Here is a 26,261-nt window from a genome sequence, read left to right on the forward strand (position 1 = left end):
CGTACGACGGACCTCGCAAAAGAAACGCGACCGCGCCCGGCGGTTAATCGAACAGCGTTGCGCAACTGTGGACCTTTTCCAGGTCCAGCAGGGCGCGTTTGCGCTGCAGGCCGCCGCCGTAGCCGGTGAGGGTGCCGTTCGCGCCGATCACCCGGTGGCACGGCACGACGATGGCGATCGGGTTATGCCCGTTGGCCAACCCCACGGCGCGCGCGGACCCTGGAGCGCCGATCTGCTCGGCGATCCATCCGTAAGACCTCGTCTCCCCATAGGGAATTGTCAGCAGCGCGTTCCACACGCGCCGCTGAAACTCGGAGCCATGCAGATCGAACTCGAAATCGAAGTCGGTGCGCTCGCCGGCGAAGTAGGCGGCCAGCTGCTCGACGGCAGCGCCGAACGCCCGCGGGTTCGGCGACCAGCCGGCGCGGCTCGGCTCGTAGGTCTGGTCGACCATCCGTAGGTTCGTCAGCACCGAGCCGCGACCGGCCAGGGTGAGCAAGCCGATGGGGCTGTCGACGGTGCGGTACTCGATCATGCGACCTCCTGTGGCGGCCAATGGTTTACCGGATGCGCGAGGGTGGTCCAAAGGTATTGGGTGGCATACGAACGCCAGGGGCGCCAACGGGCACCGCGTTCGACGAGGGAGCGTTCGTCGGACGGCAACCCCAGCTGTTTGGCGGCCAGGCGCAGCCCGAGATCGCTGGCGGGGAAGGCGTCCGGATCTCCGAGGCCGCGCATCGCGATCACTTCCGCGGTCCAGGGGCCCACCCCGGGTAGGGCGAGCAATTGTCTGCGGGCACTGTCCCAGTCGCATCCCGTGTCCAGCACGATGCTGCCGTCGGCGAGGCCGGCGACCAATGCGCTCACCGTGCGCCGCCGGGCCTTGGGCACCGCCAGATGGACAGGGTCGATCTCGGCGAGATCCTCGACGGAGGGGAAGGTGTGGGTCAAGGTTCCCCCGGCATCGGTGACGGGGCGTCCGTACGCGGCGACCAGGCGGCCGGCATGGGTGCTCGCGGCCCTGGTCGACACCTGCTGTCCGAGCACCGCGCGCACCGCGAGTTCGGCTTCGTCGACGGTGCGCGGGATGCGCTGCCCGGGCGCCTTGGTCACGACGGGACGCAGCTCGGCGTCCCCGCCCAGCGCTTCGTCGACCGCTTCCGGGTCCGCATCGAGGTCCAGTAGCCGCCGGCAGCGGGCGATCGCCGTGGTCAGATCGCGGAAGTCGTCGAGCACGAGGACGCAACGGACATGGTCGACGGCGGGCGCCAGGGTCACGATGGCGTTGCCGAACGGAAGGCGCAAGCTGCGCCGGTACGCGCCGTCGCGGACCTCCTCGCAACCGGGAACGGTGCCGGCCGCGAGATGGCCGAAGACGCCCTCGTAGGCGAAGGGTGTGCGAACCGGGAGCCGAAGGCACACGGTGCCAGGCGAATTGGCCTCGGACGCGGACCGTGCCGCGGCGCGCTGGCGCAGCGCGCTCGGTGAGCCTTCGAACACCGAACGCACGGTGTCGTTGAACTGACGGATGCTGGAAAAGCCCGCGGCGAATGCAACGTCGCCGAACGGCAGGTCCGTCGTTTCGATCAGCACACGGGCGGTCTGTGCGCGTTGCGCACGGGCCAGCGCGAGGGGGCCGGCGCCGACCTCGGCCTGCAGGAGCCGTTCGAGCTGCCGAGTGGTGTAACCGAGGTGGGCGGCCAGACCGCCGACGCCGTCGCGGTCCACCGTGCCGTCGGCGATGAGCCGCATCGTGCGCGCCACCACGTCGCCGCGCACGTTCCATTCGGGCGACCCCGGAGAGGCGTCGGGGCGGCACCGCTTGCAGGCCCGGAAGCCGGCGCGCTGGGCTGCCGCCGCCGTGGGATAAAACCGCACGTTGCGGGCGAACGGCGGACGCACGGGGCAGCTGGGGCGGCAATAGATCCCGGTGGTGAGCACCGCGGTGACGAACCAGCCGTCGAACCGCGCGTCCTTGGACTGGACGGCGCGGTAACAGCGGTCGAAATCGTCGTGCACGCTTCCAGACTTACACCCGCGCACCGACAAAACTAGCGGGAAAGCGACATCGTGGTGGGCGGGTGTGCCGGGGCGGCGCTTCGGCGTTGGTCGGCCTCACCTCGGACCGGCTTTCTTGTCGATTCGAGGTACTTAGTGCACGCGATGGTATTTACTGTGAGCCAACTCGCCGGCTCTGACGGCGTGACCCGACGGGGTGAGTTCGGGGAAAGGCGAACGATGAAGCGGCTGGCGACGTGGTGGGGGCAGGACGACCACTTCGATTGGCTGACAGGCTATTTGCAAGCGCATGGGCTGAGCACCAACACCCGCAGGGTGCTGGCTGTGGTGGCGGCCTCATTGGTGCTGGTGCCCGTCAACGTGTACTGGGGCCCCGCCCCGTTGTATCCCCATGTGGCGCTGACGGTTTCCCTCGTGTCCGCCGTGATCGGACTGGGCATGACCGTGCTGTGGTTGAGCGGGTGGCCCACTCGGCGCCAGTCCATTTTTTACATCATGACCGGCTGCGTATCCATTGGCGGCGGCTGCCTGTGGCAGCCCCAGCCGCTCGTCGGGCTGATGTCCTGCTCGGCGCTCTCGGTGACCGGCGGCTATATCGCGTTCTTCCACACCACCAGGCTCATGGCGCTGAACTTCTGTGTGGCCAGCGCGATCGGGGCCTGGCAAGCGGTGCGCCTGGCGGCCGAGGGCCAGGCGGTGTTGGCCTTCACCGGCTACTTCTTGGTCCTGGAACTCAACGTCGTCGTTCCGCTTGCCATTCAGGTCGTCGTGCGCGCGCTGTGGGTGGATCTTTCGCGCGCCAACCGCGACCCGTTGACCGGCTTGCTGAACCGGCGCGCCTGCGACAGGGCGATCGTCGGGCGGATGCTCGCCGGCGCCCATCACATGTTCCTGGCGGTCGCGATGGTTGACCTGGACCGCTTCAAAGAGCTCAACGACACCCGCGGGCACGCCGCCGGCGACGAGGCGCTCATCGAGGTGGCCGGCACCCTGACGACCGCCTGCGGTGAGACCGCCATCGTCGGCCGCGTCGGCGGTGAGGAATTCTTGGTCGCCGACATCGTCACCGCAGAACAACTGCCGGAGTGGGGCCGAGACCTTTGTGACGCGATTGCCGCGATGAACGCATCGGTCACCGCCAGCGTCGGAATCGCCACCCTGGCGTTGCGCGGCGTCGTCTCGGACTATGCCGAGCACGCGTTCCACCAATTGGTGGCCCAGGCCGACACCGCGATGTATGAAGCCAAACGGTGCGGCGGCAACCAAAGTCGCCACCGCCAGGTGGCGGTCTGAGCCCGCCGAAAATTTACTGAGCGGGCGGAGCGGCGTCGACGAGTGACGCCAGCCGGGTGGGACGCTCGTGCCCGCGCAGGGTGACGGTGTCGCCCAATGACCAACGGGCGCGCTCGTTTTCGCTCGCACCCTCGAGGGCGTCGGCCGTCGCAAGCACCCGTCGGTGGTGCGACTTGGCGAGCTCGCACAGCCGGGCCGCCTCGTTGACCGGCTCACCGATGACGGTGTATTCGAATCGTTCTTTGGCGCCGACGTTTCCGGCGACGACTTGGCCCGCCGCCACGCCGATGCCGGCCTCGAGGTCGGGCATTTCGTCGGCCAGTCGCTCGGCGATACACCGCGCGGCCGCCAGCGCCGCATCCTCAGGGCGGTCCAGGCGGTTCGGCGCTCCGAAGATGGCCAGCGACGCATCGCCTTCGAATTTGTTGACCAGCCCGCAGTAGCGGTCCACCTCCTCGACGACGATCGCGAAGAAACGGTTCAGCACCGCAACGACTTCGGCCGGAGGCCGGCTCGTCACCAGCTGCGTCGACCCGACGATATCGATGAAAACGACGGCCACATGGCGTTCTTCGCCGCCCAGCTTCGGCCGTTCGCGCTCCGCGGCCAACGCGACCTCGCGCCCGACGTGGCGGCCGAAAAGATCACGGACACGTTCGCGCTCCCGCAAGCCATCGACCATCGTGTTGAAACCGCGTTGCAGCTCACCGAGTTCGGTGCCGTCGAAGACCACGAGGTTCCCTCGCAGATCGCCCCGCTCGACGCGTGCCAGCGCCGCGCGGACCACCCGCACCGGTGTCGCGGTGAGCCAGGCCAGAATCCACATCAGGACGCATCCGAAGATCAACGGGGCCATCGACACGATCAGCACGCCCACCGCGAACTGAGTCTGGGTCAGATTCCGCAGCACGAGCTCGAAGAAGGCCAGCATCATGATCCCGATGACGGGCACGGCCGAACCGAGAAACCAGACCACCATCGTTCGGCCCATGATGCCCGCCGCCAACCGTCGTGGCGGTGGCCCGGCCTCGAGCGCCTGCGCGGCGACGGGCCGCAGCGCGAATTCCGCGAGCAGATAACTAGCGGTGGCGACCACCACTCCGCCAAAGCTCACGACGAGAAGAAACCGCGGAATGAACTGCGTGTTGACCAGGCCGTACAGCGTCGTCAGCAGCGCCGTGCCGACACCCCACAACACGAGGTCGACAAGGGCGATGCGCCACGGGGCGACAAAGGTGTTGCGCTCGTCCTCTGCAGTCGGCTTGCGCTCTTCGATCGCCCAGCGCAGGGCGATCACGGTCCGCCGGGTGATCCAATACGTGCCCCACGCCGAGGCCGCCACGATGTAGGCGGGTGACACACCGAACGTGAGCCACGCCGGCGCGTCGTCGAACACGCTCGGCACCGGGATGGCGACCGTCACCAACAACAGCGCGACGGCGATGCCGATCAGGTTCGCCCCCAGCACCAGCACCGTCATGATGATCTGGATGCGCACCCGGCGACGGCCCTGGCTTTCCGACACCCGCCCGAGCAGCAGGGAGCCGTACGCCGGCGTCTCAGGAAGACGGCCGCTCTGACGGGTGACGCGCTCGAGCACCCGGCCTATTCGTTGCGCCAAGGACGTGTTGGCCGACATGGTGGCGTCAGCCTAATTTGTCGGTCACGCTCTAAGGTGAGTCGGGTGCGTCTAGTGATCGCTCAATGCACCGTGGACTACGTCGGCCGGCTCACCGCGCACCTGCCCTCCGCGCGCAGGCTGTTGCTGTTCAAAGCCGACGGATCGGTCAGTGTGCACGCCGACGACCGCGCCTACAAGCCGCTGAACTGGATGAGCCCGCCCTGTTGGCTGAGCGAACAGGCCGGTGATCACGCACCGGTATGGGTCGTCGAAAACAAGGCGGGCGAACAACTGCGCATCACCGTGGAGGAGATCGAACACGACTCCAGCCACGACCTCGGCGTCGACCCGGGGCTGGTCAAGGACGGCGTCGAAGCGCACCTGCAGGCGCTGCTCGCCGAGCACGTGCAGCTGCTCGGCGAGGGGTACACGCTGGTACGTCGCGAGTACATGACCGCCATCGGCCCCGTCGATCTACTGTGCCGCGATGAACGCGGCGGCTCGGTGGCAGTGGAAATCAAGCGACGCGGCGAGATCGACGGCGTCGAGCAGCTCACGCGTTACCTCGAGCTGCTCAACCGGGACAGCGTGCTGGCGCCGGTGCAAGGGATCTTCGCGGCGCAGCAGATCAAGCCCCAGGCGCGCACCCTCGCCGTCGATCGCGGGATCCGTTGTGTGACATTGGATTACGACAAAATGCGCGGCATGGACAGCGACGAATACCGGTTGTTCTGAAGCCTCGTCACTAGACTGATCGCATGCCTCGGCGCCGCCCACCGCCACGTCGGCAGCGCCCGTCGGCGCCGCCGCCGCCGGCATTGCGCCGGGTGGAGGTCGGGCCCGACGGCCACGAGTACGAAGTTCGTCCCGTCGCGGCGGCCCGTGCGGTCAAGACTTATCGGTGCCCCGGCTGCGATCACGAAATCCGCTCCGGCTCAGCACATCTGGTGGTATGGCCGATCGATTCGATCTGCGGGGGAGACGCGGGTCACGTCGAGGACCGCCGCCATTGGCACACGCCGTGCTGGGCGCACCGCGCTACCCGCGGTCCCACCAGGAGGTGGTCTTGAGTATCGGGTCTCAGGCGGCCGGTTCGACGAGCTCGATCAGAACTCCGCCGCCATCCTTGGGGTGGATGAAGTTGATCCGGGAGTTTGCCGTGCCGCGACGGGGCGCGTCGTAGATCAACCGCACGCCCTGCTCGCGGAGCCGCTCGACCATGGTGTCGAGGTCGCTGACCCGAACGGCCATCTGCTGGATGCCCGGCCCGCGCTTGTCGAGGAACTTCGCGATCGTCGAGGAGTCGTCGATCGGGGCCATCAACTGGATCTGTGCGGTGCCCGCCGGGGCACCCCGCACCGCCAGCATGGCCTCGCGGATTCCCTGCTCCTCGTTGACTTCCTCGTGCACCAGGATCATGCCGAGGTGGTCGTGATACCAGGCGATGGCGGCGTCCAGGTCGGCGACTGCGATGCCGACGTGATCGATCGCCGTCACCAGCGAGGTGGCCAGGATCTGACGGGCGTCAACTTGATCGGTCGTCATCACATAACGGTAACCTGGCGGCAAAGATTGCGCTTCTCCGGGAGGCCGAAACGGCCGTCGGGGGAGCGCCCAGCAGGCCTTAGGAGTAGTCATGACGACGTCGGTGATCGTTGCTGGAGCGCGTACACCCATCGGCAAGTTGATGGGTTCGCTGAAGGATTTTTCGGGCAGCGATCTGGGCGCCATCGCGATCGCCGGCGCGCTGGAGAAGGCCAATCTGCCGGCCTCCGCGGTCGACTACGTGATCATGGGCCAGGTGTTGACGGCCGGGGCGGGTCAGATGCCGGCACGCCAGGCGGCCGTGGCCGCCGGCATCGGCTGGGACGTGCCGGCGCTGACCATCAACAAGATGTGCCTGTCCGGAATCGACTCCATCGCGCTGGCTGACCAGCTCATTCGCGCCGGGGAATTCGACGTGGTGGTGGCCGGCGGTCAGGAGTCCATGTCGAAGGCGCCGCACCTGCTGATGGACAGCCGTTCGGGCTACAAGTACGGCGACGTCACGGTCTTGGACCACATGGCCTACGACGGCCTGCATGACGTGTTCACCGACCAGCCGATGGGCGCGCTCACCGAGCAGCGCAACGACATCGACAAATTCACCCGCCAGGAGCAGGACGAGTTCGCTGCGGGTTCGCATCAGAAGGCGGCCGCGGCGTGGAAGGACGGCGTCTTCACCGACGAAGTGGTGCCCGTCAACATCCCGCAACGCAAGGGTGATCCGCTGCAGTTCACCGAGGACGAGGGCATCCGCGCCAACACCACGGCGGAGTCGCTGGCCGGCCTCAAGCCGGCGTTTCGCCGCGACGGCACCATCACCGCCGGTTCGGCTTCTCAGATCTCCGATGGCGCGGCAGCGGTCGTGGTGATGAGCAAGGCCAAGGCGCAGGAGCTGGGGCTGAGCTGGCTGGCCGAGATCGGTGCGCACGGTGTGGTGGCCGGCCCGGATTCCACCCTGCAGTCGCAGCCGGCCAACGCGATCAAGAAGGCGATCAGCCGCGAGGGCATCTCGGTTGACCAGCTCGATGTCGTGGAGATCAACGAGGCGTTTGCGGCGGTGGCGCTGGCCTCGACCCGCGAACTCGGCGTGAATCCCGACATCGTCAACGTCAACGGCGGTGCGATCGCCGTCGGGCATCCCATCGGAATGTCGGGAGCGCGCATCACGCTGCATGCGGCCCTGGAATTGGCCCGCCGCGGGTCCGGCTACGCCGTCGCGGCGCTGTGTGGGGCCGGCGGGCAGGGCGACGCCCTGATCCTGCGGGCGAGTTAGCCAGGGATCGGGGTTCGCTGCGACGTTGCTGGGGCGGTGCGGCCTGGAGAATTGTGTGATCTTCGTCATACGGGCCGATCACACCCCATTTTGAGGTGATTTCGGGCCCCGTCCACCCGCCGCCCGAACGCCGCCGCCACCGGGTGGATCGGTAGCCCGCGCGCATGACAAACTTGACGGCGTGACGCGTCCGCGACCTTCCATCGGCCCCGCACTGGCGGGTGCTATCGATCTGTCCGGTCTCAAGCAGCGCGCGCAGCCGCCCGGCGCCGCTCCCGGCGGCCCCGCGCCGTCGACTGCCGAGGGCGGCGCCGGCATCACCGCGGTCACCGAGGCCAACTTCGAGGCCGAGGTTCTGCTGCGGTCCGAGGAAGTGCCGGTCGTCGTGCTGCTGTGGTCGCCGCGCAGCGACGCGTGCGTCCAGCTTCTCGACACGCTGTCCGGGCTGTCCGGCCAGGACAACGGCAAATGGTCGCTCACGACCGTCAACGTCGATGTCGCGCCCAGGGTCGCGCAGATATTCGGTGTCGACGCGGTCCCGACCGTGGTGGCGTTGGCGGCCGGGCAGCCCATCTCGAGCTTCCAAGGCGTGCAGCCGGCCGAGCAATTGCGCGGCTGGCTGGACCAAATCCTTTCCGCGACGGCCGGGAAGCTCAGGGGGGCAACGGGTTCCGCGGAGTCTGACGTCGTCGACCCCGAGCTGGCCGCGGCCCGCCAGCAGCTGGAAGACGGCGACTTCGAGGCCGCCAAGGCGTCGTATCAGTCGATCCTGGATGCCAATCCGGCCAGCGCGGAAGCCAAGGGCGCGATCCGCCAAATCGATTTCCTCACGCGCGCTACCGCGCAGCGCCCGGACGCCGTCGCGGTCGCCGACGCGGCGCCGAGCGACATCCAAGCCGCGCTCGCGGCCGCCGACGTGCAAATCCTCAACCAGGATGTCGCCGCGGCGTTCGAGCGTCTGATTGCCCTGGTGCGCAGCACATCCGGCGATGACCGCGCCCTGGTGCGCACGCGCCTGGTGGAGTTGTTCGAACTCTTCGACCCGGCCGATCCCGAGGTTGTCGCCGGGCGACGCAACCTCGCCAACGCGCTGTACTAGAGCGCATCTCAGCTCCACGAACGTCGAGTTGTGGCGGCCGACAGCGCCGAAATCGCGCAACTAGTCCACGTTCGGCGCGCAGGTAAGTTGCCCTACTCCGGTTCCAGCCACAGGGCCGACGTCGGCGGCAACACCAGCACCGCCGAGGCCGGGCGCCCGTGCCACGGGTCCTCGGTGGCGTCGACGCCGCCCAGGTTGCCGATTCCCGTGCCGTTGTAGACCGTTGCGTCGGTGTTGAGCACCTCGCGCCAGCGGCCGGCCGACGGCAGGCCGAGCCGGTATCCGCCGTGCTCGGCGCCGGCGAAATTGAACACGCACGCCATCACCGAGCCGTCCTTGCCGTAACGCAGGAAGCTCAACACGTTGTTACCCGAGTCGTTGGCGTCGATCCAGGAGTAGCCGTCGGGCACGGTGTCCTGGCTCCACAGCGCCGGGTGGCTGCGGTAGATGGCGTTGATGTCGCGCACCATGCGCAGGATCCCGTTGGAGAATCCCTGCTCGTCCAGCTGCCACCAATCCAGGCCACGCTCTTCGGACCACTCCGCGTGCTGGCCGAATTCCTGTCCCATGAACAACAATTGCTTGCCCGGGTGCGCCCACTGGTAGGCGAGCAGGCTGCGCAGGCCAGCGGCTTTGACGTGATTGTTGCCCGGCATGCGTCCCCACAGCGTTCCCTTGCCGTGGACCACCTCGTCATGGCTGATCGGCAGCACGTAGTTCTCGCTGAACGCGTAGAGCATCGAGAACGTCATCTCGTGGTGGTGATAGCTCCGATAGATCGGATCGCGACTGATGTAGTCGAGCGTGTCATGCATCCAGCCCATGTTCCACTTCATCGAAAAGCCCAGGCCACCAAGGTTTGTCGGCCGGGTGACCCCGGGCCACGAGGTCGACTCCTCGGCGATGGTGACGATGCCCGGGGCGGTCTTGTGCGCCGTGGCGTTCATCTCCTGCAGGAACTGGACCGCCTCCAGGTTCTCCCGCCCGCCGTAGATGTTCGGCGTCCAGCCGCCCTCGGGACGCGAGTAATCCAGGTACAGCATCGACGCGACCGCATCCACCCGTAAGCCGTCGATGTGGAATTCCTCGAGCCAATACAACGCGTTGGCCACCAGGAAGTTGCGCACTTCGCGTCGTCCGAAGTCGAATACGTAAGTGCCCCAGTCGAGTTGCTCGCCGCGTTTCGGGTCGGAGTGTTCGTAGAGCGGGGTGCCGTCGAACCGTCCCAGCGCCCACGCGTCCTTCGGGAAGTGCGCCGGCACCCAGTCCACCAGCACGCCGATGCCGGCCTGGTGCAGGGCGTCGACCAGGGCGCGGAACTCGTCCGGCGTGCCGAACCGCGACGTCGGGGCGTAGTACGACGTCACCTGGTAGCCCCAGGAACCGGCGAACGGATGTTCGGCGACCGGCAGCAGCTCGACGTGGGTGAAGCCGTGCTCCACAACGTAATCCGTCAGCTCGCGGGCCAACTGGCGATAGTTGAGGCCGGGTCGCCATGAACCCAGGTGCACCTCGTAGGTGCTCATCGGCTCGAACACCGGGTTGCGCCCGGCGCGCTGGGCCATCCAGTCCGCGTCTTCCCAGGTGTACTTGCTGCGTGTCACCCGGGAGGCCGTGTGCGGGGGCACCTCGGTGGCAAAGGCCATGGGGTCGGCGCGCTCGGTCACGACTCCGTCGGCGCCGTGGACGCGGAACTTGTAGAGCCCCTCGAGCGGAAAGCCGGGCCAGAACAGCTCCCACACACCCGACGAGCCCAGCACCCGCATCGGGGCTTCGTTACCGGTCCAGCCGTTGAACTCGCCGATCAGGCTGACGCCCTTGGCGTTGGGCGCCCACACCGCGAACGACACCCCATTGACGACGCCGTCGGCGGTGGTGAACGAGCGGGGGTGTGCGCCAAGGACTTCCCAGAGTCGCTCGTGGCGCCCTTCGGCGAATAGGTGCAGATCGACCTCGCCCAGGGTGGGCAAGAAACGGTAAGCGTCGGCGACGACGTGCGGGTCGGAACCTTCGTAGGTGATGCGTAGGCGGTAGTCGATCAGGTTGGTGAACGGCAGCGCCACGGCGAACAGGCCGGATTCGACGTGCTGCATCGGGAATCGATCATCGCCGACGAGGGCGACGACTTCGACCGCGTGCGGGCGGTACGCCCGAATGACGGTGTGGTCGCCGTATTCGTGTGCCCCCAGCACGCCGTGCGGGTTGTAGTGTGTGCCGGCGACCAGGCGCGACAGATCGGCAGGATCGGGCGCCAGGTGCGTCCGAGCGAGTTGGTCGGCTTGGCTCATGTCCCTATCGCCTCCGGTCCGTTTCATGTCCCGTCTCAATGCCTGCGCAGCAGTGTCAAGCGAGCGTCACGCGGCACGAGCGGCATGTTGATGATGTGCGCGACCGCCTGCCCAGGATCGATGCGAACGTAATTGGCTTGCCCCCATTGGAATTCCTGGCCGGTGATCTCGTCGCGCACCCAAAACCGCTCGTAGGGCTCCATACCCAGTGCGGCCATATCCAAAAACAGCGTCGCTTCCTCGGCGCCGAACGCGTTGAGGGTCACCACCACCAACACGCAGTCGCCCGTGGCCGGGTCGAACTTGCTGTAGGCGAGCAGCGCGTCGTTGTCCACGCTGTGGAAATGGATGGTGCGCAGCTGCTGCAGCGCGGGGTGGACCCGGCGAATCGCGTTGAGCTGCGTGATGAATGGCTCGAGCGAGCGTCCTTCGGCGAGCGCACCCGCGAAATCGCGAGGCCGCAATTCGTACTTCTCCGAGTCCAGGTACTCCTCGCTGCCTTCCCGCACCGCGCGGTGCTCGAAGAGCTCGTAGCCCGAGTACACGCCCCAGGCGGGCCCCATGGTCGCGGCCAGCACCGCGCGCACGGCGAACATGCCGGGCCCGTTGTGCTGCAAGATCGCGTGCAGGATGTCGGGGGTGTTGACGAACAGGTTCGGCCGGCGGAAGTCGGCGAGCGCGGCGATGTCGGTGCCGAATTCGGTCAGCTCCCACTTCGCCGTGCGCCAGGTGAAGTAGCTGTACGACTGCGTGAATCCCAGTTTGGCGAGCCCGTACTGGCGGGCCGGTGGCGTGAAAGCTTCGGAGAGAAACAGCACATCGGGGTCGATGGCCTTGACCGCGGAGATCAACCACGCCCAGAAATCCGGCGGCTTGGTGTGCGGGTTGTCGACGCGAAAGAACTTGACGCCGTGGTCCATCCAATGCCGGACGACGCGCAGCACCTCGTCGTAGAGGCCGGCCGGGTCGTTGTCGAAGTTGATCGGGTAGATGTCCTGATACTTCTTCGGCGGGTTCTCCGCGTAGGCGATGGTGCCGTCGGGCAATTCGGTGAACCAGTTGCGGTGGCTACGCGCCCAAGGATGGTCCGGAGCGCATTGCAGCGCGAGGTCCAGCGCCACCTCCATGCCCAATTCGCGTGTTGCGGCGACGAACGCGTCGAAGTCCTCGATCGTGCCCAAATCCGGGTGGACGGCGTCGTGGCCGCCCTCGTCGCTGCCGATCGCCCAGGGGGACCCCACATCTCCGGGGGCGGCGGTGGGGGAGTTGTTGCGCCCCTTGCGATGTACCTTGCCGATCGGATGGATCGGCGGCAGGTAGACGACGTCGAATCCCATTGCCGCGATGCGCGGAAGCGCGGCGGTTGCCGTGGCGAATGTGCCGTGCACGGGGTTGCCGTCGGCGTCCCACCCGCCCGTCGAGCGGGGAAACATCTCGTACCAGGAGCCGAACCGGGCCAACGGCCGGTCCACCCAGACGCTGTACTGCTCGCCCCGGGTGACGAAATCGCGGAGCGGGTAGTCCGCCAGGATCTCTTCGATCTCCGGGCCCAGCGCCAGCGCGGTTCGGGTGACCGGGTCCCCAGGCGTGCGCAGCGCTGCGGCGGCGGCCAGCAGCGGTTCGCGCCGGGCCCGCGGCACCTCCGCGGCGGCGCGCTCGAACAACCCGGCACCGACGAGAAGATCGTTGGACAGTTCCTTCTCGCCCTGACCGGCGTCCAGTTTGGCGACCAACCCGTGCCGCCAGGAGTGGATCGGATCGCCCCACCCGTCGACGCGGAAAGTCCACAGCCCGACCTGGTCGGGGGTGAACTGGCCGTGGAACACATAGGGTTCCAGACCCATCGTCATCGGCAACGCCAGCGGCTTGATCCGTTGCTGGTCAGCCTTGCCGTCGCGGTCGGTGACCGGCTTTGCCGGGGCCTGAACCGCTTTGACGCGGCGAGTCTCCGTTACTTGCGGATAGCCTGGCCCGAGGTAGCGCACGACCAGGGTTGCCGCTACGGCCTCGTGGCCTTCTCGCCATACCGCGGCGCTGACCGGCACGACCTCGCCGACCACAGCTTTCGCGGGATACGCGCCACAGGAAACGACCGGCTGGACGCTATCGATCTCGACACGACCGGGCACCACCACTCCGTTCCGATTTTCCCGCTTCCTCCGCGCCCCGCGCCGCGGGCCGCGTCGTCACCGGGTGCGTTCCGATTTTCCCGCTTCCTCCGCGCCCCGCGCCGCGGGTCGCATCGTCACCGGGTGCGTTCCGATTGTGTGCGGCCAATCCGGGTGTGCTCCCCGCGGAACGCCGCTCGTCGGGAAACTTCCTGTCGTGGGGAACTTTCTGTGCGGGGAGGCATCGTTGCGACCCCGATAACTAACCGATACCCACCCTAGTCTTCGGTCACACCCCGCTGCGGAAAAGCGGTCTTTCCCGCCGCCGTGCGCGGGGCGGAATCCTCAGTAAGGTAGGGACGCGTGAAAGCCCTCCGCCGGTTTACCGTCCGTGCTCATCTTCCCGAGCGTTTGACCGCGCTGGACCAGCTCTCGACCAACCTGCGTTGGTCGTGGGACAAGCCGACGCAGGATTTCTTCGCGACGATCGACCCCGACCTCTGGGACCGCTGTGGCCGTGACCCGGTGGCGTTGCTGGGCGCGGTGAACCCGGCGCGGCTCGACGCGTTGGCGATCGATGAGGCGTTCCTTCGCCGGCTCGACGAACTGACCGCCGATCTGAACGATTACCTGACCCGCCCGCTGTGGTACCAGCAACAGCAGGAACACGGGGCCGAAATGCCGGCGGCCGTCGCCTACTTCTCGATGGAGTTCGGCATCGCCGAAGTGCTGCCGAACTACTCCGGCGGGTTGGGAATCCTTGCGGGTGACCACCTGAAGTCCGCATCGGATTTGGGCGTGCCGTTGGTGGCGGTGGGCCTCTACTACCGCTCCGGCTACTTCCGGCAGTCGTTGACCGCCGACGGGTGGCAGCACGAGAACTACCCGTCGCTGGACCCGCAGGGGCTGCCGCTGCGGCTGCTGACCGATGCCACCGGCGATCCCGCCCTGGTCGAGCTGATGCTGCCGGACTCCGCGCAGTTGCACGCCCGGATCTGGGTCGCGGAGGTCGGCAGGGTCCCGCTGCTCTTGCTCGATTCCGACGTCCCCGAGAACGAGCATGATCTGCGCGGCGTCACCGACCGCCTGTACGGGGGCGATCAGGAACATCGGATGAGGCAGGAGATCCTGGCCGGCATCGGCGGGGTGCGGGCGATCCGCGCCTACACCGCCATCCAGGGCCTGCCCGCACCCGAGGTGTTCCACATGAACGAGGGGCACGCGGGGTTCCTGGGCGCCGAACGCATTCGCGAGCTGATGACCGGTCCGGGGCTGGACTTCGACACCGCGCTGACGGTGGTGCGCTCGAGCACCGTGTTCACCACCCACACCCCGGTGCCCGCCGGCATCGACCGTTTCCCCATCGACATGGTGCGGCTCTACTTCGACGACCATCGTGGCGACGAATCGGAATCCGGCCAGAAAGGCGCGGCGGCCGATGCCACGAGCGCGCCCGCGTTGCTGCCCGGGGTGCCGACGGCGCGCATCCTGGCGCTGGGGGCCGAGGACGACCCGGCCAAATTCAACATGGCGCACATGGGTCTGCGCCTGGCCCAGCGGGCCAATGGGGTCTCGTCGCTGCACGGCCGGGTGAGCCGGGCGATGTTCAACGAACTGTGGCCCGGATTCGACGCCGGCGAGGTGCCGATCGGGTCGATCACCAACGGAGTTCACGCGCGCACCTGGGCGGCGCCGCAGTGGCTGCAGCTGGGCTACGAGCTGGCCGGGTCGGATTCGTTCAGCGATCCGGGGGTGTGGTTGCGCCTGCAGCAGGTCGATGCGGGCCACCTGTGGTGGATTCGCTCACAATTGAGGTCTCTGCTGGTCGACGACGTGCGGCGCAGGCTGCGCCGCTCATGGCTGGAACGTGGCGCCTCGGATGCCGAATTAGGTTGGATAGCAACGGCTTTCGATCCAGAAGTGCTGACCATCGGGTTCGCTCGGCGGGTGCCGACGTACAAGCGGTTGACGCTGATGCTGCGGGATCCGGATCGGCTGGAACAGCTACTCCTGGATAGCGAACGACCGATTCAGCTGATCGTCGCCGGTAAGTCGCACCCGGCCGACGACGGCGGCAAGGCGCTGATCCAGCAGGTGGTGCGGTTTGCCGACCGGCCCGACGTGCGGCACCGCATCGCGTTTTTGCCCGACTACGACATGTCAATGGCCCGGCTGCTGTATTGGGGCTGCGACGTCTGGCTGAACAACCCGCTGCGGCCGCTGGAGGCCTGCGGCACTTCGGGAATGAAGAGCGCACTCAACGGCGGGCTGAACCTGTCCATCCGCGACGGCTGGTGGGATGAATGGTACGACGGCGAAAACGGTTGGGAGATACCGTCTGCCGACGGTGTGGCCGATGAGGGGCGCCGCGACGACCTCGAATCCAGCGCGCTCTACCGGTTGCTGGAAGAAGCCGTGGCACCGAAGTTCTACGAGCGCGACGAACGCGGGGTGCCACCCCGCTGGATCGAAATGGTGCGCCACACCCTGCAGACGCTCGGCCCGAAAGTCCTTGCGTCCCGCATGGTGCGCGACTACGTCGAGCAGTACTACACGCCCGCGGCCCAATCGCTGCGCAAGACGATCGCACCCGACGACGCGGGCGGCGGCGAGTTCGGCGCCGCCCGCGAGCTGGCGGCCTATCGCCGGCGCGCCTACGAGGCGTGGCCGAAGATCGTGATCACCGACGTCGACAGCACCGGCCTGCCGGACAGTCCGGTGCTCGGTTCCAAGCTGACCCTGACCGCCACCATGCAGCTGGCCGGGCTGGCGCCCGACGAGGTCACGGTCCAGGCGGTTGTCGGACGGGTCGACGCCAGCGATGCGCTGCTGGAACCGGTCACCGTCGAGATGTCGTACACCGGCACCGCCGAGGGCGGCAACCAGGTGTTCTCGACGACGACGCCGCTGCCGCTGGCGGGATCGGTCGGATATACGGTGCGTGTGCTGCCCCGCCATCCGATGCTGGCCGCCGGCAACGAGCTCGGTCTGGTCACCCTGGCCCGGTGATCGGGACGCCTCAGGCCGACAGGTCTTCCGCTGCGGTACGCAGCCGCCGCAGGGCCTCGCGCACCTGCGCCCCGTTGGTGGTCTGCCAGAACGGCGGCAGCGAGGCTCGCAGGTAGCCGCCGTACCCGGCGGTGACCATGCGCGAGTCGAGCACCGCGACCACCCCGCGGTCGGTGACGCGGCGCAACAGACGGCCGGAACCCTGCGCCAGCAGTAGCGCCGCGTGGTTGGCCGCGACCGCCATGAAGCCGTTGCCGCCCCGCGCGGCGACCGCCCGCTGGCGCGCCCCCAGCAGGGGGTCGTCCGGGCGGGGGAACGGGATGCGGTCGATCAGCACCAGCGACAGCGATGGCCCGGGCACATCGACGCCCTGCCACAGCGACAGGGTGCCGAACAGCGACGTCTGCGGCTCGGCGCTGAACTGCTCGACCAGCGCGGACGTGCTGTCGTCGCCCTGGCACAACACCGGCGTCGAGAGCCGTTCGCGCATGGCCTCGGCGGCCGCGCGGGCCGCCCGCATCGACGAGAACAGCCCCAGGGTGCGCCCGTCGGCTGCGGTGACGAGCTCGGCGATCTCGGTCAGCTGCTCGGCCGAGCCGACGCCGTCGCGCCCCGGCGGCGGCAGGTGCGCCGCCACGTACAGGATCCCGGCCTTGGCGTGCTGAAACGGCGATCCGACGTCGAGGCCGCGCCATCGCGCGTCTCCGCCGTCGTCGTCGCTCGCGGGAGCGGTCAGACCCCACGCCGCGGCCATGGCGTCGAACGAGCCGCCGATCGTCAGCGTCGCCGACGTCAGCACCACGGTCGAGCGCGAGAACACGCGCTGACGCAGCAGGCCGCCGACCGACAGCGGGGCCACCCGCAACACCGGGCGCGGTGAACCCCGGTTCTCCTCGTGTTCCAGCCACACCACGTCGGTGCGGTCGGGGATGGCCGGTCCGAACGACGCGAGCACCCGCGACGCGGTCTCCGAAATCTCGCTGAGCGCGGCGACCGCTTCGGCGCGCGCCGACGCCGCCTTGGCGTCGTTCGTGGTGTCGATCGCCGAGCGCGCCGCGGTCGCGACGTCCCGCAGCGCGGCGAGGTAGGTCGTCATGTCCTCGTCGAGGCGGTCGATGCGCCCCGGCGTGCCGTCGTGGATGGCGGCGGCGAAGTTGGCCGTCGTCGCGTCGAGGCGCTGGACCAGTTCCGGGCTCACCAACCGGCTGATCCGCCGCGAGGCGACCCCGAGCGCGGCCGACGTCAGCTCCGCGGTGGCCACCGAGGTCACCCGGTCCACCAACTCGTGCGCCTCGTCGACCACCAGCAGCGCGTGCTCGGGCAGCACCGCGGATTCGGACACCGCGTCGATGGCCAGCAGCGCGTGGTTGGTGACCACGACGTCGGCGCGGCCGGCCAGGCCCCTGGCCCGCTCGGAGAAGCACTCGGTGCCGAACGGGCAGCGGGCCACCCCGAGGCATTCCCGCGCGGACACGCTGACCTGAGACCAGGATCGGTCGGGGACGCCCGGCTTCAAGTCGTCGCGGTCGCCGGATTCGGTGGTCGACGCCCACTCGGTGAGCCGCTGCACGTCGCGGCCCAGGGCGCTGACCGCCATGGGGTTGAAGAGTTCCTCCTGCGGCCGCCCGTCGGGGTCATCACCGTCGGCCGCCCCGCCGTTGTGAATTTTGTTGAGGCACAAGTAATTTCGTCGCCCCTTAAGCAAGGCGAACTGCGGGCGGCGCGGCAGCGCGTCGGCCAGGGCATCGATGAGCCGGGGCAGATCGCGGTCGACGAGCTGGCGCTGCAGGGCGATGGTGGCCGTCGACACGACGACGGGGGAGTCATCGCCGAGGGCCTGCACGATCGCGGGCACCAGATAGGCGAGCGACTTGCCGGTGCCGGTGCCGGCCTGCACGACGAGGTGCTCGTCGGTGGCGAAGGCCCGCGCGACCGCGGCGGCCATCTCCTGCTGGCCGCTGCGTTCACTGCCGCCGAGCGCGGCCACGGCGGTGGCCAGCAGCTCGGGCACGGACACGTCGGACGTGGTCACTCCCTCGGTCAGGCCCGGATCTGCGTCGTCGTGACCGCGGGTTCGCCGTGCGACAAGTTCAAACCCTCCCACGGCAGACTGCGCAGCCCGGAAGCTACCAGCTCGCGCGCCGCGGCGAGGTTCGGTTTGGACACCAGCTCGCCACCGCGGACCAGCGGGACGGTCAACACCCGGGCCGGTTCACCGACATCGGGCTGACGGCCGACCGGATACAGGATCTCCTCGGTGATGGTGCCGGAGCTGCGCGAGGTGCGCAGCGCCTCTTTGTGTCCGCCGTGGGATTCCTTGTGGCTGCTGCGCTTCTGCACCGCCAGGCCGTCCACTTCGACGAGTTTGTACACCATGTTCGCCGTCGGGGCGCCCGAGCCCGTCACCAGCGACGTGCCGACGCCGTAACTGTCCACGGGCTCGGCGGCCAACGCGGCGATGGAAAACTCGTCGAGGTCGCCGGAGACCACGATGCGGGTATTCGTGGCGCCCAGCCGGTCGAGCTGCTGGCGCACCTGGCGGGCCAGCACGCCCAACTCGCCGGAGTCGATGCGCACAGCGCCGAGCCCGGTGCCGGCGGCGGCCACCGCGTTGGCCACGCCGGCCGTCACGTCGTAGGTGTCCACCAGCAGGGTGGTGTCGACGCCGAGCGCCTCGACCTGGGCCCGGAAGGCCGCCAATTCGGTCGATTCCGCGGGGGTGTCGGCGCGGGCGTGCAGCATGGTGAACGCGTGCGCGGAGGTGCCCTCGGCCGGTATTCCGTAGCAGCGCTGAGCCTCCAGGTTGGAGGACGCGGCGAAGCCGGCGATGTAGGCGGCGCGGGCGGCGGCGACCGCCGCCTGCTCGTGGGTGCGCCGTGACCCCATCTCGATCAGCGGGCGCCCCCGCGCCGCGCTCACCATCCGCGCGGCGGCTGAGGCGACGGCGGTGTCGTGGTTGAAGATGGACAGCGCAAGCGTTTCGAGCACCACGCATTCGGCGAACGTCCCGCTCACCGACAGCACCGGGGACCCGGGGAAGTAGAGCTCGCCTTCGGCGTAGCCGTCGATATCGCCGCCGAACCGAAAATCGCGCAAGTACCGCAACGTATCTGGATCGAGGAATTGGCCGAGCGACTGGCAGGCCTCGTCATCGAAGGTGAACTGCGGCAGCGCCTCGAGCAGCCGTCCGGTTCCGGCGACCACGCCGTAACGACGGCCCTCGGGAAGGCGGCGGGCGAAAAGTTCGAAGGTGGTCCGCCGATTGGCGCTGCCGTTCCGCAGCGCCGCCGCCAGCATCGTCAACTCGTACTTGTCGGTCAGCAGGCCCGTGACGACCGGGTCGTTCATTCCATAACGGTATCGGCTGCCCGCTGGGCTCGGTAACGTCGTCCATCCCTCGGTATCGTGGAGGCCATGGTTGTTATGTCAGCGCCCACTAAGCCGGGCACTACAGGACAACGCGAGTCCGCTCCGGTCGAGGTGACGGCGAGTCCCTGGGTCACGATCGTCTGGGATGACCCGGTCAACTTGATGACCTACGTGACATACGTGTTCCAGAAGTTGTTCGGCTACAGCGAGCCGCATGCCACCAAGCTGATGCTGCAGGTGCACAACGAAGGAAAGGCCGTGGTGTCCGCCGGCAGCCGGGAGTCCATGGAAGTCGATGTGTCCAAGCTGCACGCCGCCGGTTTGTGGGCGACACTGCAGCAGGACCGCTGACGCTCGAGGCGCTGGCGAATCCCTGTGCGCAAATGGAAGCGCGTCGAGACCGCGGACGGTCCCCATTTCCGGTCGGCCCTGGCGTCCCACGAGGCGGCCCTGCTCAAGAACCTGGCCACCGCGATGATCGGTCTGCTCAACGAGCGTGAATCCTCTTCGCCGGCAGACGAACTCGAGGAGATCACCGGCATCAAAACCGGCAACGCCGAACCGCCGAAGGACCCGACCCTGCGCCGGCTGCTGCCGGATTTCTACCGCAACGACGACCAGGACACCGCGCCTCCCGATGCCGCGGACAGCCTGAACGCCGCGCTGCGCAGCCTGCACGAGCCGGGCATCGTCGAGGCCAAACGCGTTGCGGCACAGAGGTTGCTGAGCACCGTCCCCGAGGACGGCGGCCGGTTCGAGCTGAGTGAGGACGACGCAAACTGTTGGGTCGGGGCGGTCAACGACATCCGGCTGACGTTGGGGGTCATGCTCGAGGTCGGGCCGGAGGGCCCGGAGCGGCTGCCGGCCGATCATCCGCTGGCCGTGCATTTCGACGTCTATCAGTGGCTGACCGTCCTGCAGGAGTACCTGGTGTTGGTGCTGATGGGGTCCCGGTGACCGCGATGGGCGCCATCACCGACGTCGGGGGGATCCGCGTCGGCCACTACCAACGCTTGGACCCCGACGCCGCGTTGGGTGCGGGCTGGGCCTGCGGCGTCACCGTGGTGCTCCCGCCACCGGGGACCGTCGGCGCGGTCGATTGCCGCGGCGGTGCTCCCGGCACCCGGGAGACCGACCTGCTGGACCCGGCCAACACCGTGCGGTTCGTGGACGCGGTGCTGCTCGCCGGGGGCAGCGCCTACGGCCTGGCCGCCGCCGACGGCGTCATGCGCTGGCTGGAAGAACAGGAACGCGGCGTGGCGATAGGCGAGGGCGTGGTGCCCATCGTGCCGGCAGCGGTGATCTTCGATCTGCCGGTCGGCGGCTGGCAGTGCCGCCCGAGCGACGAGTTCGGCTACCTGGCCTGTGCGGCCGCCGAGCAAGGCGCGGCGATGACCGTCGGGAACGTCGGCGCCGGGGTGGGGGCCCGGGCCGGGGCGCTCAAGGGCGGCGTCGGCACCGCCTCGACGGCACTGCCGAGCGGCGTGACCGTCGGCGCGGTGGCGGTGGTGAACTGCGCGGGCGAGGTTCTCGACCGGGCGACCGGCTTGCCGTGGATGGCGGACTTGGCCAAGGCGTTCGGGCTCCAGCCGCCACCGCCCGAGCAGATCGACGCGCTCGCCCAGCTGCCGTCGCCGTCGGACCCGATGGACAACCCCCTCAACACCGTCATCGCGGTGATCGCCACCGACGCCGCCCTGAGCCCGGCGGCGTGCCGGCGGGTGGCCATCTCGGCCCACGACGGCCTGGCCCGCAGCATCCGGCCGGCGCACACGCCGGTCGACGGGGACACGGTGTTCGTCCTGGCCACCGGGGCGGTCGAGGTCGATCCCCCGTCGGCCGCTTCGAAACCCGTGCCGGCCGCGTTCTCCCCGGAAACGCGGCTCGTCACCGAGGTCGGCGTCGCGGCGGCCGATTGCCTGGCGCAAGCGGTGCTCGGCGGTGTGCTGGCCGCCGAATCGATCGCCGGGATACCGAGCTACCGCGACGTGCTGCCCGGCGCGTTCGGCCGGTGAGGAATCCGCCTGCCACGCCGGTAGCCTTGACCATGCTGGAAACGCGCTGGAAGGGCAGCTATGGGTAAGACCGCGCCGAGGGCACCCGCCGCCCAGGCGAAAAAGCGGTCCACGCCGATCGTCGGCGCCGCCACGATCCTCACCTTCGTCGTGTTGCTGTACCTCGTCGAGCTGATCGACCAGATGAGCCGGCATTCGCTGGACGCCAACGGCATCCGGCCCCTGGAGCTCGACGGCCTGTGGGGGATCGTCTTCTCCCCGCTCTTGCACGCGAGCTGGGAGCACCTGATGGCCAACACGGTGCCGCTGCTGGTGCTGGGATTCCTCATGACGCTGGCCGGGCTGTCCCGGTTCGTCTGGGCGACCGCCATCGTGTGGATCCTGGGCGGCCTGGGCACCTGGCTCATCGGCGACGTCGGCAGCAGCTGCGGCCCCACCGACCACATCGGGGCTTCCGGCCTGATTTTCGGCTGGCTGGCCTTCCTGCTGGTGTTCGGGATATTCGTCCGCCGCGTGTCCAACATCATCATCGGGCTGGTCGTGATGTTCGCCTACGGCGGCGTCCTGTTCGGCGCCATGCCGGTGCTCGGAGTCTGCGGTGGCGTGTCCTGGCAGGGGCATTTGTGCGGGGCGATCGCCGGCGTCGTGGCCGCATATTGGCTGTCCGCCCCGGAACGCAAGGCCCGGACGGGAAGGACGGCCGGCACCGCGTCGCCGCGCCCCAAGACATGAGCGGACCACTGGCTCCCGTCGGGGTCTTCGACTCCGGTGTCGGGGGACTCACCGTCGCGCGGGCGATCATCGACCAGCTGCCCGACGAGGACATCATCTACGTCGGCGACACCGGCCACGGGCCCTACGGTCCGCTGAGCATCCCCGACGTCCGGGCGCACGCGTTGGCCATCGGCGACGACCTCGTCGGCCGCGGCGTCAAGGCGTTGGTCATCGCCTGCAACACGGCATCCGCGGCCTGCCTGCGGGACGCTCGCGAACGCTACGACGTGCCCGTCGTCGAGGTGATCCTGCCCGCCGTGCGCCGCGCCGTCGCCACCACGCGCAACGGACGCATCGGCGTCATCGGCACCCAGGCGACCATCAACTCGCACGCCTACCAGGACGCGTTCGCCGCCGCCCGCGACACCGAGATCACCGCGGTGGCCTGCCCGCGGTTCGTCGACTTCGTCGAGCGCGGCGTGACGAGCGGGCGTCAGGTGCTCGGACTGGCCGAGGGCTACCTGGAGCCGCTGCAGCGCGCGCAGGTCGACACGCTGGTGCTCGGATGCACGCACTACCCGCTGTTGTCGGGCCTCATCCAGCTGGCGATGGGTGAGCACGTGACGCTGGTGTCCAGTGCGGAGGAAACCGCCAAGGAAGTCCTTCGGGTGCTCACCGAGCGGGATCTGCTTCGCCCTCATGACGTGTCGCCCGCGACTCGGGTCTTCGAAGCCACCGGCGACCCCGAGGCATTCACGACATTGGCGGCCCGATTCCTCGGTCCCGCCGTCTCCGGAGTACGGCCTGTTCAACAGGTGCGCATTGACTGACGGCCGGGCGAGATTCTCGTCACACCAATGCGGCCATGTTTTCGTCATGGCCCCGTCGGGCATGGCACAGTAGTGTCCGTGCGAATAACCGTGCTCGGCTGCTCGGGCAGCGTGGTGGGTCCGGATTCGCCTGCGTCGGGTTATCTGCTCCGGGCACCGGACACTCCGCCGTTGGTCATCGACTTCGGCGGGGGTGTTCTCGGCGCACTGCAGCGCTACGCCGACCCCGGTTCCGTGCACGTGTTGTTGTCGCATTTGCACGCCGATCACTGTCTGGATTTGCCCGGATTGTTCGTGTGGCGGCGCTATCACCCGACGCGCCCGCTCGGAAAGGCGTTGCTGTACGGCCCCGGCGACACCTGGTCGCGGCTGGGTGCGGCGTCCTCACCCTACGGCGGTGAGATCGACGATTGTTCGGACATTTTCGACGTTCGCCACTGGGTCGACGGCGAGCCGGTGACGGTCGGGGCGCTGACGGTGACGCCGCGCGTGGTGGCTCATCCGACCGAGTCCTACGGATTGCGCATCACCGATTCGTCGGGCGCATCGTTCGTCTACAGCGGTGACACCGGCGCCTGCGATCAGCTCGTCGAGCTGGCGCGCGACGCCGACGTCTTTCTCTGCGAGGCGTCCTGGACGCATTCGGCGGACCGGCCGCCCGCGCTGCATCTGTCGGGGACCGAGGCGGGGCGGGCCGCGGCCGAGGCCGGCGTTCGCGAACTGCTGCTGACGCACATCCCGCCGTGGACCTCGCGTGAGGACGTGATCAGTGAGGCCAAGGCCGAGTTCGACGGTCCCGTGCATGCGGTGGTGTGCGGTGAGACGTTCGATATCCGCCGCTCCGAGAGGGTCTGAGTACTCCACGTTAGGGTTGCGTCGTGACGAGACGAGAAGACGGCCGCCTTGACGACGAGCTTCGGCCCGTCGTCATCACCCGCGGTTTCACCGAGCACCCCGCCGGTTCGGTACTGATCGAATTCGGCCAGACCAAGGTCATGTGCACCGCCAGCGTGACCGAGGGTGTGCCGCGCTGGCGCAAGGGTTCGGGTCTGGGGTGGCTGACCGCGGAGTACGCGATGTTGCCGTCGGCGACCCATACGCGCTCGGACCGCGAATCGGTGAAGGGGCGGCTGTCGGGGCGGACCCAGGAGATCAGCCGGCTGATCGGGCGGTCGCTGCGGGCGTGCATCGACCTGGCGGCGTTGGGGGAGAACACAATTGCCGTCGACTGTGACGTGTTGCAGGCCGACGGGGGTACCCGCACCGCGGCCATCACGGGTGCGTTCGTGGCGCTGGCCGATGCGGTGACGTATCTCGGGGCGGCGGGCAAGCTGTCCGATCCCCGACCGTTGTCGTGCGCCATCGCGGCGGTCAGCGTCGGAGTGGTCGACGGCCGGGTCCGGGTGGATCTGCCCTATGAGGAGGACGCCCGCGCCGAGGTGGACATGAACGTCGTCGCCACCGACACCGGGACCCTCGTCGAGGTCCAGGGGACCGGCGAGGGGGCGACCTTCCCGCGTTCGACGTTGGACAAGCTGCTCGACGTGGCGTTGGCCGCCTGCGACAAGTTGTTCGCCGCCCAGCGCGAGGCATTGGCGCAGCCGTACCCCGGTGAGCTCCCCGAGGGAGCTCCGGCGCCGAAGGCGTTCGGCAGCTGACCGTGCCCGATGGTGACGACCCGCCGCGCCCGTCACGCCTACTGGTCGCCAGCCGCAACACGAAGAAGCTGGTCGAGTTGCGCCGGGTGCTCGACGCCGCCGGCCTGACGGGCTTGACGTTGGTGTCGCTCGACGATGTGGCCCCGTTCGAGGAGGCGCCGGAGACGGGCGCGATCTTCGAGGAGAACGCGTTGGCCAAGGCGCGTGACGCGTTCACCGCGAGCGGGTTGCCCAGTGTGGCAGACGATTCCGGGCTGGAGGTGGCCGCGCTCAACGGCATGCCCGGAGTGCTGTCGGCGCGCTGGTCGGGCAACCACGGCGACGACGCCGGCAACACCGCCTTGCTGCTGGCGCAAATGCGCGACGTGCCCGATGAACGGCGCGGCGCGGCGTTCGTGTCCGCCTGCGCGCTGGTGTCGGGGGCCGGTGAGGTCGTCGTGCGCGGCGAATGGCCCGGCAGCATCGCCCGGGAACCGCGCGGCGACGGCGGTTTCGGGTATGACCCGGTTTTCGTGCCCGACGGGTGCGAGCGCACGGCGGCCGAGCTCAGCCCGAGTGAGAAGGACGCGGTCTCGCATCGCGGTCGCGCGCTGCGGCTGCTGTTGCCGTCGCTCGAGACGCTGGCCCGGTCCGAGGGCTGAATCCCCGGTCCCTTGCGAGGCATGGGCCACACGGGTCACGGGTGCGGCCTACAAGCCGAAGCGGGCTTTGACCTCTCGGGTTTGGAAGTGCTCGACGATGATCCCGAGCAGCGGGATGGTCCCCGACAGCAGCACGCCGACCGTCTTACCGATCGGCCAGCGCACCTTGATCGCCAGGTTGAACGCGGTCAGCACGTAGATGAAATACACCCAGCCGTGGACCACTTCGATCCACCGGATCTCGTGGTCGAAAACCAGGTGCGAGACGATCTCGTAGCACAGCGCGATGAGCCACAGACCCGTCGTCCAGGCCATGATCCGGTAGCCGAGCAAGGCGGTGCGGATCTTGTCGGCGGGCACTGCGGGCACTGATCCGCCGGGCGTCTGCGGAGTGGTCATGCGGTTGTCCTCTTTTGTTTTTCGGCGTCTTGCGCGGCGAGCTCGGCCAGGTAGTTGTTGTACTCCCGCAGCGCCGGGTCGTCGGGCGGCTGGGGCGTGCGCGTGGGTCGCTCGGGCAGCAGCCCGGCGGGTATCTCCGTCATGGCGTCGTTGCTGCGCGGCTGTGGTGGTTCCTCTTCGTAGCGCACGAATTTGCGGTACGCGTACACACAGAACCAGGCGAACAGCGGCCACTGCAGCGCGTAGCCGAGGTTCTGAAACGAGCCGGAGACGGATTGGAACCTGGTCCACTGCCACCAGCCCAGGGCCAGGCAGCCGCACGCCGCGACGATCACCAGCGCGATCAGCGCGGGTCTGCGACGGTGTGTAGTGGACACCTC

The 26,261-nt window shown here is 68.5% G+C and carries 24 protein-coding genes; 14 read left to right on the forward strand and 10 right to left on the reverse strand.

Annotated elements, in window-relative coordinates; translation table 11 throughout:
• Window positions 1-43: 43 nt before the first annotated feature.
• Both AC0KTM_RS04920 and AC0KTM_RS04925 read right to left on the reverse strand, forming a co-directional pair.
• The gene (locus tag AC0KTM_RS04920) at window positions 44-535 is read right to left on the reverse strand and encodes a methylated-DNA--[protein]-cysteine S-methyltransferase (RefSeq protein WP_225326699.1); all 492 of its coding nucleotides are present in this window, start codon (window positions 533-535) and stop codon (window positions 44-46) included.
• Window positions 532-2,019 (reverse strand): AlkA N-terminal domain-containing protein, encoded by a 1,488-nt coding sequence (locus tag AC0KTM_RS04925; RefSeq protein ID WP_472415086.1) that lies wholly within the window; start codon window positions 2,017-2,019, stop codon window positions 532-534. The genes AC0KTM_RS04920 and AC0KTM_RS04925 overlap by 4 nt, the downstream gene beginning before the upstream one ends.
• A 219-nt stretch (window positions 2,020-2,238) precedes the next feature.
• Between AC0KTM_RS04925 and AC0KTM_RS04930 the strand changes: the two genes are divergently transcribed.
• Complete coding sequence (locus AC0KTM_RS04930; protein ID WP_238957432.1) at window positions 2,239-3,312, forward strand: GGDEF domain-containing protein; 1,074 nt, start codon at window positions 2,239-2,241, stop codon at window positions 3,310-3,312.
• A 13-nt stretch (window positions 3,313-3,325) separates the two neighbouring features.
• Here AC0KTM_RS04930 and AC0KTM_RS04935 read toward each other — a convergent pair whose 3' ends face one another.
• Window positions 3,326-4,951 (reverse strand): adenylate/guanylate cyclase domain-containing protein, encoded by a 1,626-nt coding sequence (locus tag AC0KTM_RS04935; protein WP_225326696.1) that lies wholly within the window; start codon window positions 4,949-4,951, stop codon window positions 3,326-3,328.
• Between the two features lie 45 nt (window positions 4,952-4,996).
• Here AC0KTM_RS04935 and nucS point away from each other — a divergent pair, with 45 nt between their 5' ends.
• On the forward strand, window positions 4,997-5,668 hold the full coding sequence (gene nucS, locus AC0KTM_RS04940) for an endonuclease NucS (RefSeq protein ID WP_225326695.1): 672 nt from the start codon (window positions 4,997-4,999) through the stop codon (window positions 5,666-5,668).
• A 23-nt stretch (window positions 5,669-5,691) separates the two neighbouring features.
• The gene (locus AC0KTM_RS04945) at window positions 5,692-6,003 is read left to right on the forward strand and encodes a hypothetical protein (RefSeq protein ID WP_472415087.1); all 312 of its coding nucleotides are present in this window, start codon (window positions 5,692-5,694) and stop codon (window positions 6,001-6,003) included.
• A 10-nt stretch (window positions 6,004-6,013) separates the two neighbouring features.
• Here AC0KTM_RS04945 and mce read toward each other — a convergent pair whose 3' ends face one another.
• Window positions 6,014-6,481: a methylmalonyl-CoA epimerase gene (mce, locus tag AC0KTM_RS04950; protein WP_472415088.1), complete on the reverse strand. Its 468-nt coding sequence runs from the start codon at window positions 6,479-6,481 to the stop codon at window positions 6,014-6,016.
• An 88-nt stretch (window positions 6,482-6,569) separates the two neighbouring features.
• On the opposite strand from mce, the gene AC0KTM_RS04955 reads away from it, so the two are divergent.
• Both AC0KTM_RS04955 and AC0KTM_RS04960 read left to right on the forward strand, forming a co-directional pair.
• On the forward strand, window positions 6,570-7,751 hold the full coding sequence (locus AC0KTM_RS04955; RefSeq protein WP_225326692.1) for an acetyl-CoA C-acetyltransferase: 1,182 nt from the start codon (window positions 6,570-6,572) through the stop codon (window positions 7,749-7,751).
• Between the two features lie 181 nt (window positions 7,752-7,932).
• The gene (locus AC0KTM_RS04960) at window positions 7,933-8,850 is read left to right on the forward strand and encodes a co-chaperone YbbN (RefSeq protein WP_472415090.1); all 918 of its coding nucleotides are present in this window, start codon (window positions 7,933-7,935) and stop codon (window positions 8,848-8,850) included.
• A 92-nt stretch (window positions 8,851-8,942) separates the two neighbouring features.
• Here the strand turns inward: AC0KTM_RS04960 and glgB are convergent, their stop codons facing one another.
• Together glgB and AC0KTM_RS04970 are read right to left on the reverse strand one after the other, a co-directional pair.
• A complete protein-coding gene (glgB, locus tag AC0KTM_RS04965) occupies window positions 8,943-11,138 on the reverse strand; it encodes a 1,4-alpha-glucan branching protein GlgB (protein WP_225326690.1) in 2,196 nt (731 codons plus the stop codon).
• 35 nt (window positions 11,139-11,173) lie between these two features.
• Window positions 11,174-13,267, reverse strand: coding sequence for an alpha-1,4-glucan--maltose-1-phosphate maltosyltransferase (locus tag AC0KTM_RS04970; RefSeq protein WP_238957436.1), 2,094 nt, complete (start codon window positions 13,265-13,267; stop codon window positions 11,174-11,176).
• Between the two features lie 342 nt (window positions 13,268-13,609).
• Between AC0KTM_RS04970 and glgP the strand changes: the two genes are divergently transcribed.
• Complete coding sequence (gene glgP, locus AC0KTM_RS04975; protein WP_472415092.1) at window positions 13,610-16,255, forward strand: alpha-glucan family phosphorylase; 2,646 nt, start codon at window positions 13,610-13,612, stop codon at window positions 16,253-16,255.
• A 10-nt stretch (window positions 16,256-16,265) separates the two neighbouring features.
• Here glgP and AC0KTM_RS04980 read toward each other — a convergent pair whose 3' ends face one another.
• Both AC0KTM_RS04980 and AC0KTM_RS04985 read right to left on the reverse strand, forming a co-directional pair.
• A complete protein-coding gene (locus AC0KTM_RS04980; RefSeq protein ID WP_472415094.1) occupies window positions 16,266-18,287 on the reverse strand; it encodes an ATP-dependent DNA helicase in 2,022 nt (673 codons plus the stop codon).
• 8 nt (window positions 18,288-18,295) lie between these two features.
• On the reverse strand, window positions 18,296-19,603 hold the full coding sequence (locus AC0KTM_RS04985; RefSeq protein WP_472415096.1) for a nicotinate phosphoribosyltransferase: 1,308 nt from the start codon (window positions 19,601-19,603) through the stop codon (window positions 18,296-18,298).
• Window positions 19,604-19,669: 66 nt separating this feature from the next.
• Between AC0KTM_RS04985 and clpS the strand changes: the two genes are divergently transcribed.
• The 8 genes from clpS to rdgB all read left to right on the forward strand — a co-directional run bounded on the left by clpS (window position 19,670) and on the right by rdgB (window position 25,482).
• Window positions 19,670-19,975, forward strand: coding sequence for an ATP-dependent Clp protease adapter ClpS (gene clpS / locus AC0KTM_RS04990; RefSeq protein WP_055404466.1), 306 nt, complete (start codon window positions 19,670-19,672; stop codon window positions 19,973-19,975).
• Between the two features lie 24 nt (window positions 19,976-19,999).
• Window positions 20,000-20,581, forward strand: coding sequence for an oxidative stress transcriptional regulator AosR (gene aosR / locus AC0KTM_RS04995; protein WP_238957439.1), 582 nt, complete (start codon window positions 20,000-20,002; stop codon window positions 20,579-20,581).
• A 5-nt stretch (window positions 20,582-20,586) separates the two neighbouring features.
• On the forward strand, window positions 20,587-21,639 hold the full coding sequence (locus AC0KTM_RS05000; protein ID WP_238958001.1) for a P1 family peptidase: 1,053 nt from the start codon (window positions 20,587-20,589) through the stop codon (window positions 21,637-21,639).
• 60 nt (window positions 21,640-21,699) lie between these two features.
• Window positions 21,700-22,371 (forward strand): rhomboid family intramembrane serine protease, encoded by a 672-nt coding sequence (locus AC0KTM_RS05005; RefSeq protein ID WP_238957440.1) that lies wholly within the window; start codon window positions 21,700-21,702, stop codon window positions 22,369-22,371.
• Window positions 22,368-23,183, forward strand: a complete 816-nt coding sequence (gene murI, locus AC0KTM_RS05010; RefSeq protein WP_238957441.1) for a glutamate racemase — start codon at window positions 22,368-22,370, stop codon at window positions 23,181-23,183. Before AC0KTM_RS05005 ends, murI begins: the two co-directional genes overlap by 4 nt.
• A gap of 72 nt (window positions 23,184-23,255) precedes the next feature.
• A complete protein-coding gene (locus AC0KTM_RS05015; RefSeq protein WP_225326683.1) occupies window positions 23,256-24,038 on the forward strand; it encodes a cyclic nucleotide-degrading phosphodiesterase in 783 nt (260 codons plus the stop codon).
• 23 nt (window positions 24,039-24,061) lie between these two features.
• Window positions 24,062-24,841: a ribonuclease PH gene (rph, locus tag AC0KTM_RS05020; RefSeq protein ID WP_225326682.1), complete on the forward strand. Its 780-nt coding sequence runs from the start codon at window positions 24,062-24,064 to the stop codon at window positions 24,839-24,841.
• Between the two features lie 2 nt (window positions 24,842-24,843).
• Complete coding sequence (rdgB, locus tag AC0KTM_RS05025; RefSeq protein ID WP_225326681.1) at window positions 24,844-25,482, forward strand: RdgB/HAM1 family non-canonical purine NTP pyrophosphatase; 639 nt, start codon at window positions 24,844-24,846, stop codon at window positions 25,480-25,482.
• A 48-nt stretch (window positions 25,483-25,530) separates the two neighbouring features.
• Here the strand turns inward: rdgB and AC0KTM_RS05030 are convergent, their stop codons facing one another.
• Both AC0KTM_RS05030 and AC0KTM_RS05035 read right to left on the reverse strand, forming a co-directional pair.
• Window positions 25,531-25,881, reverse strand: coding sequence for a DUF3817 domain-containing protein (locus AC0KTM_RS05030; protein WP_225326680.1), 351 nt, complete (start codon window positions 25,879-25,881; stop codon window positions 25,531-25,533).
• On the reverse strand, window positions 25,878-26,258 hold the full coding sequence (locus AC0KTM_RS05035; protein ID WP_225326679.1) for a hypothetical protein: 381 nt from the start codon (window positions 26,256-26,258) through the stop codon (window positions 25,878-25,880). The genes AC0KTM_RS05030 and AC0KTM_RS05035 overlap by 4 nt, the downstream gene beginning before the upstream one ends.
• Between the last annotated feature and the right edge of the window lie 3 nt (window positions 26,259-26,261).

The organism is Mycobacterium sp. NTMscope_Eco_3 (assembly GCF_976985685.1).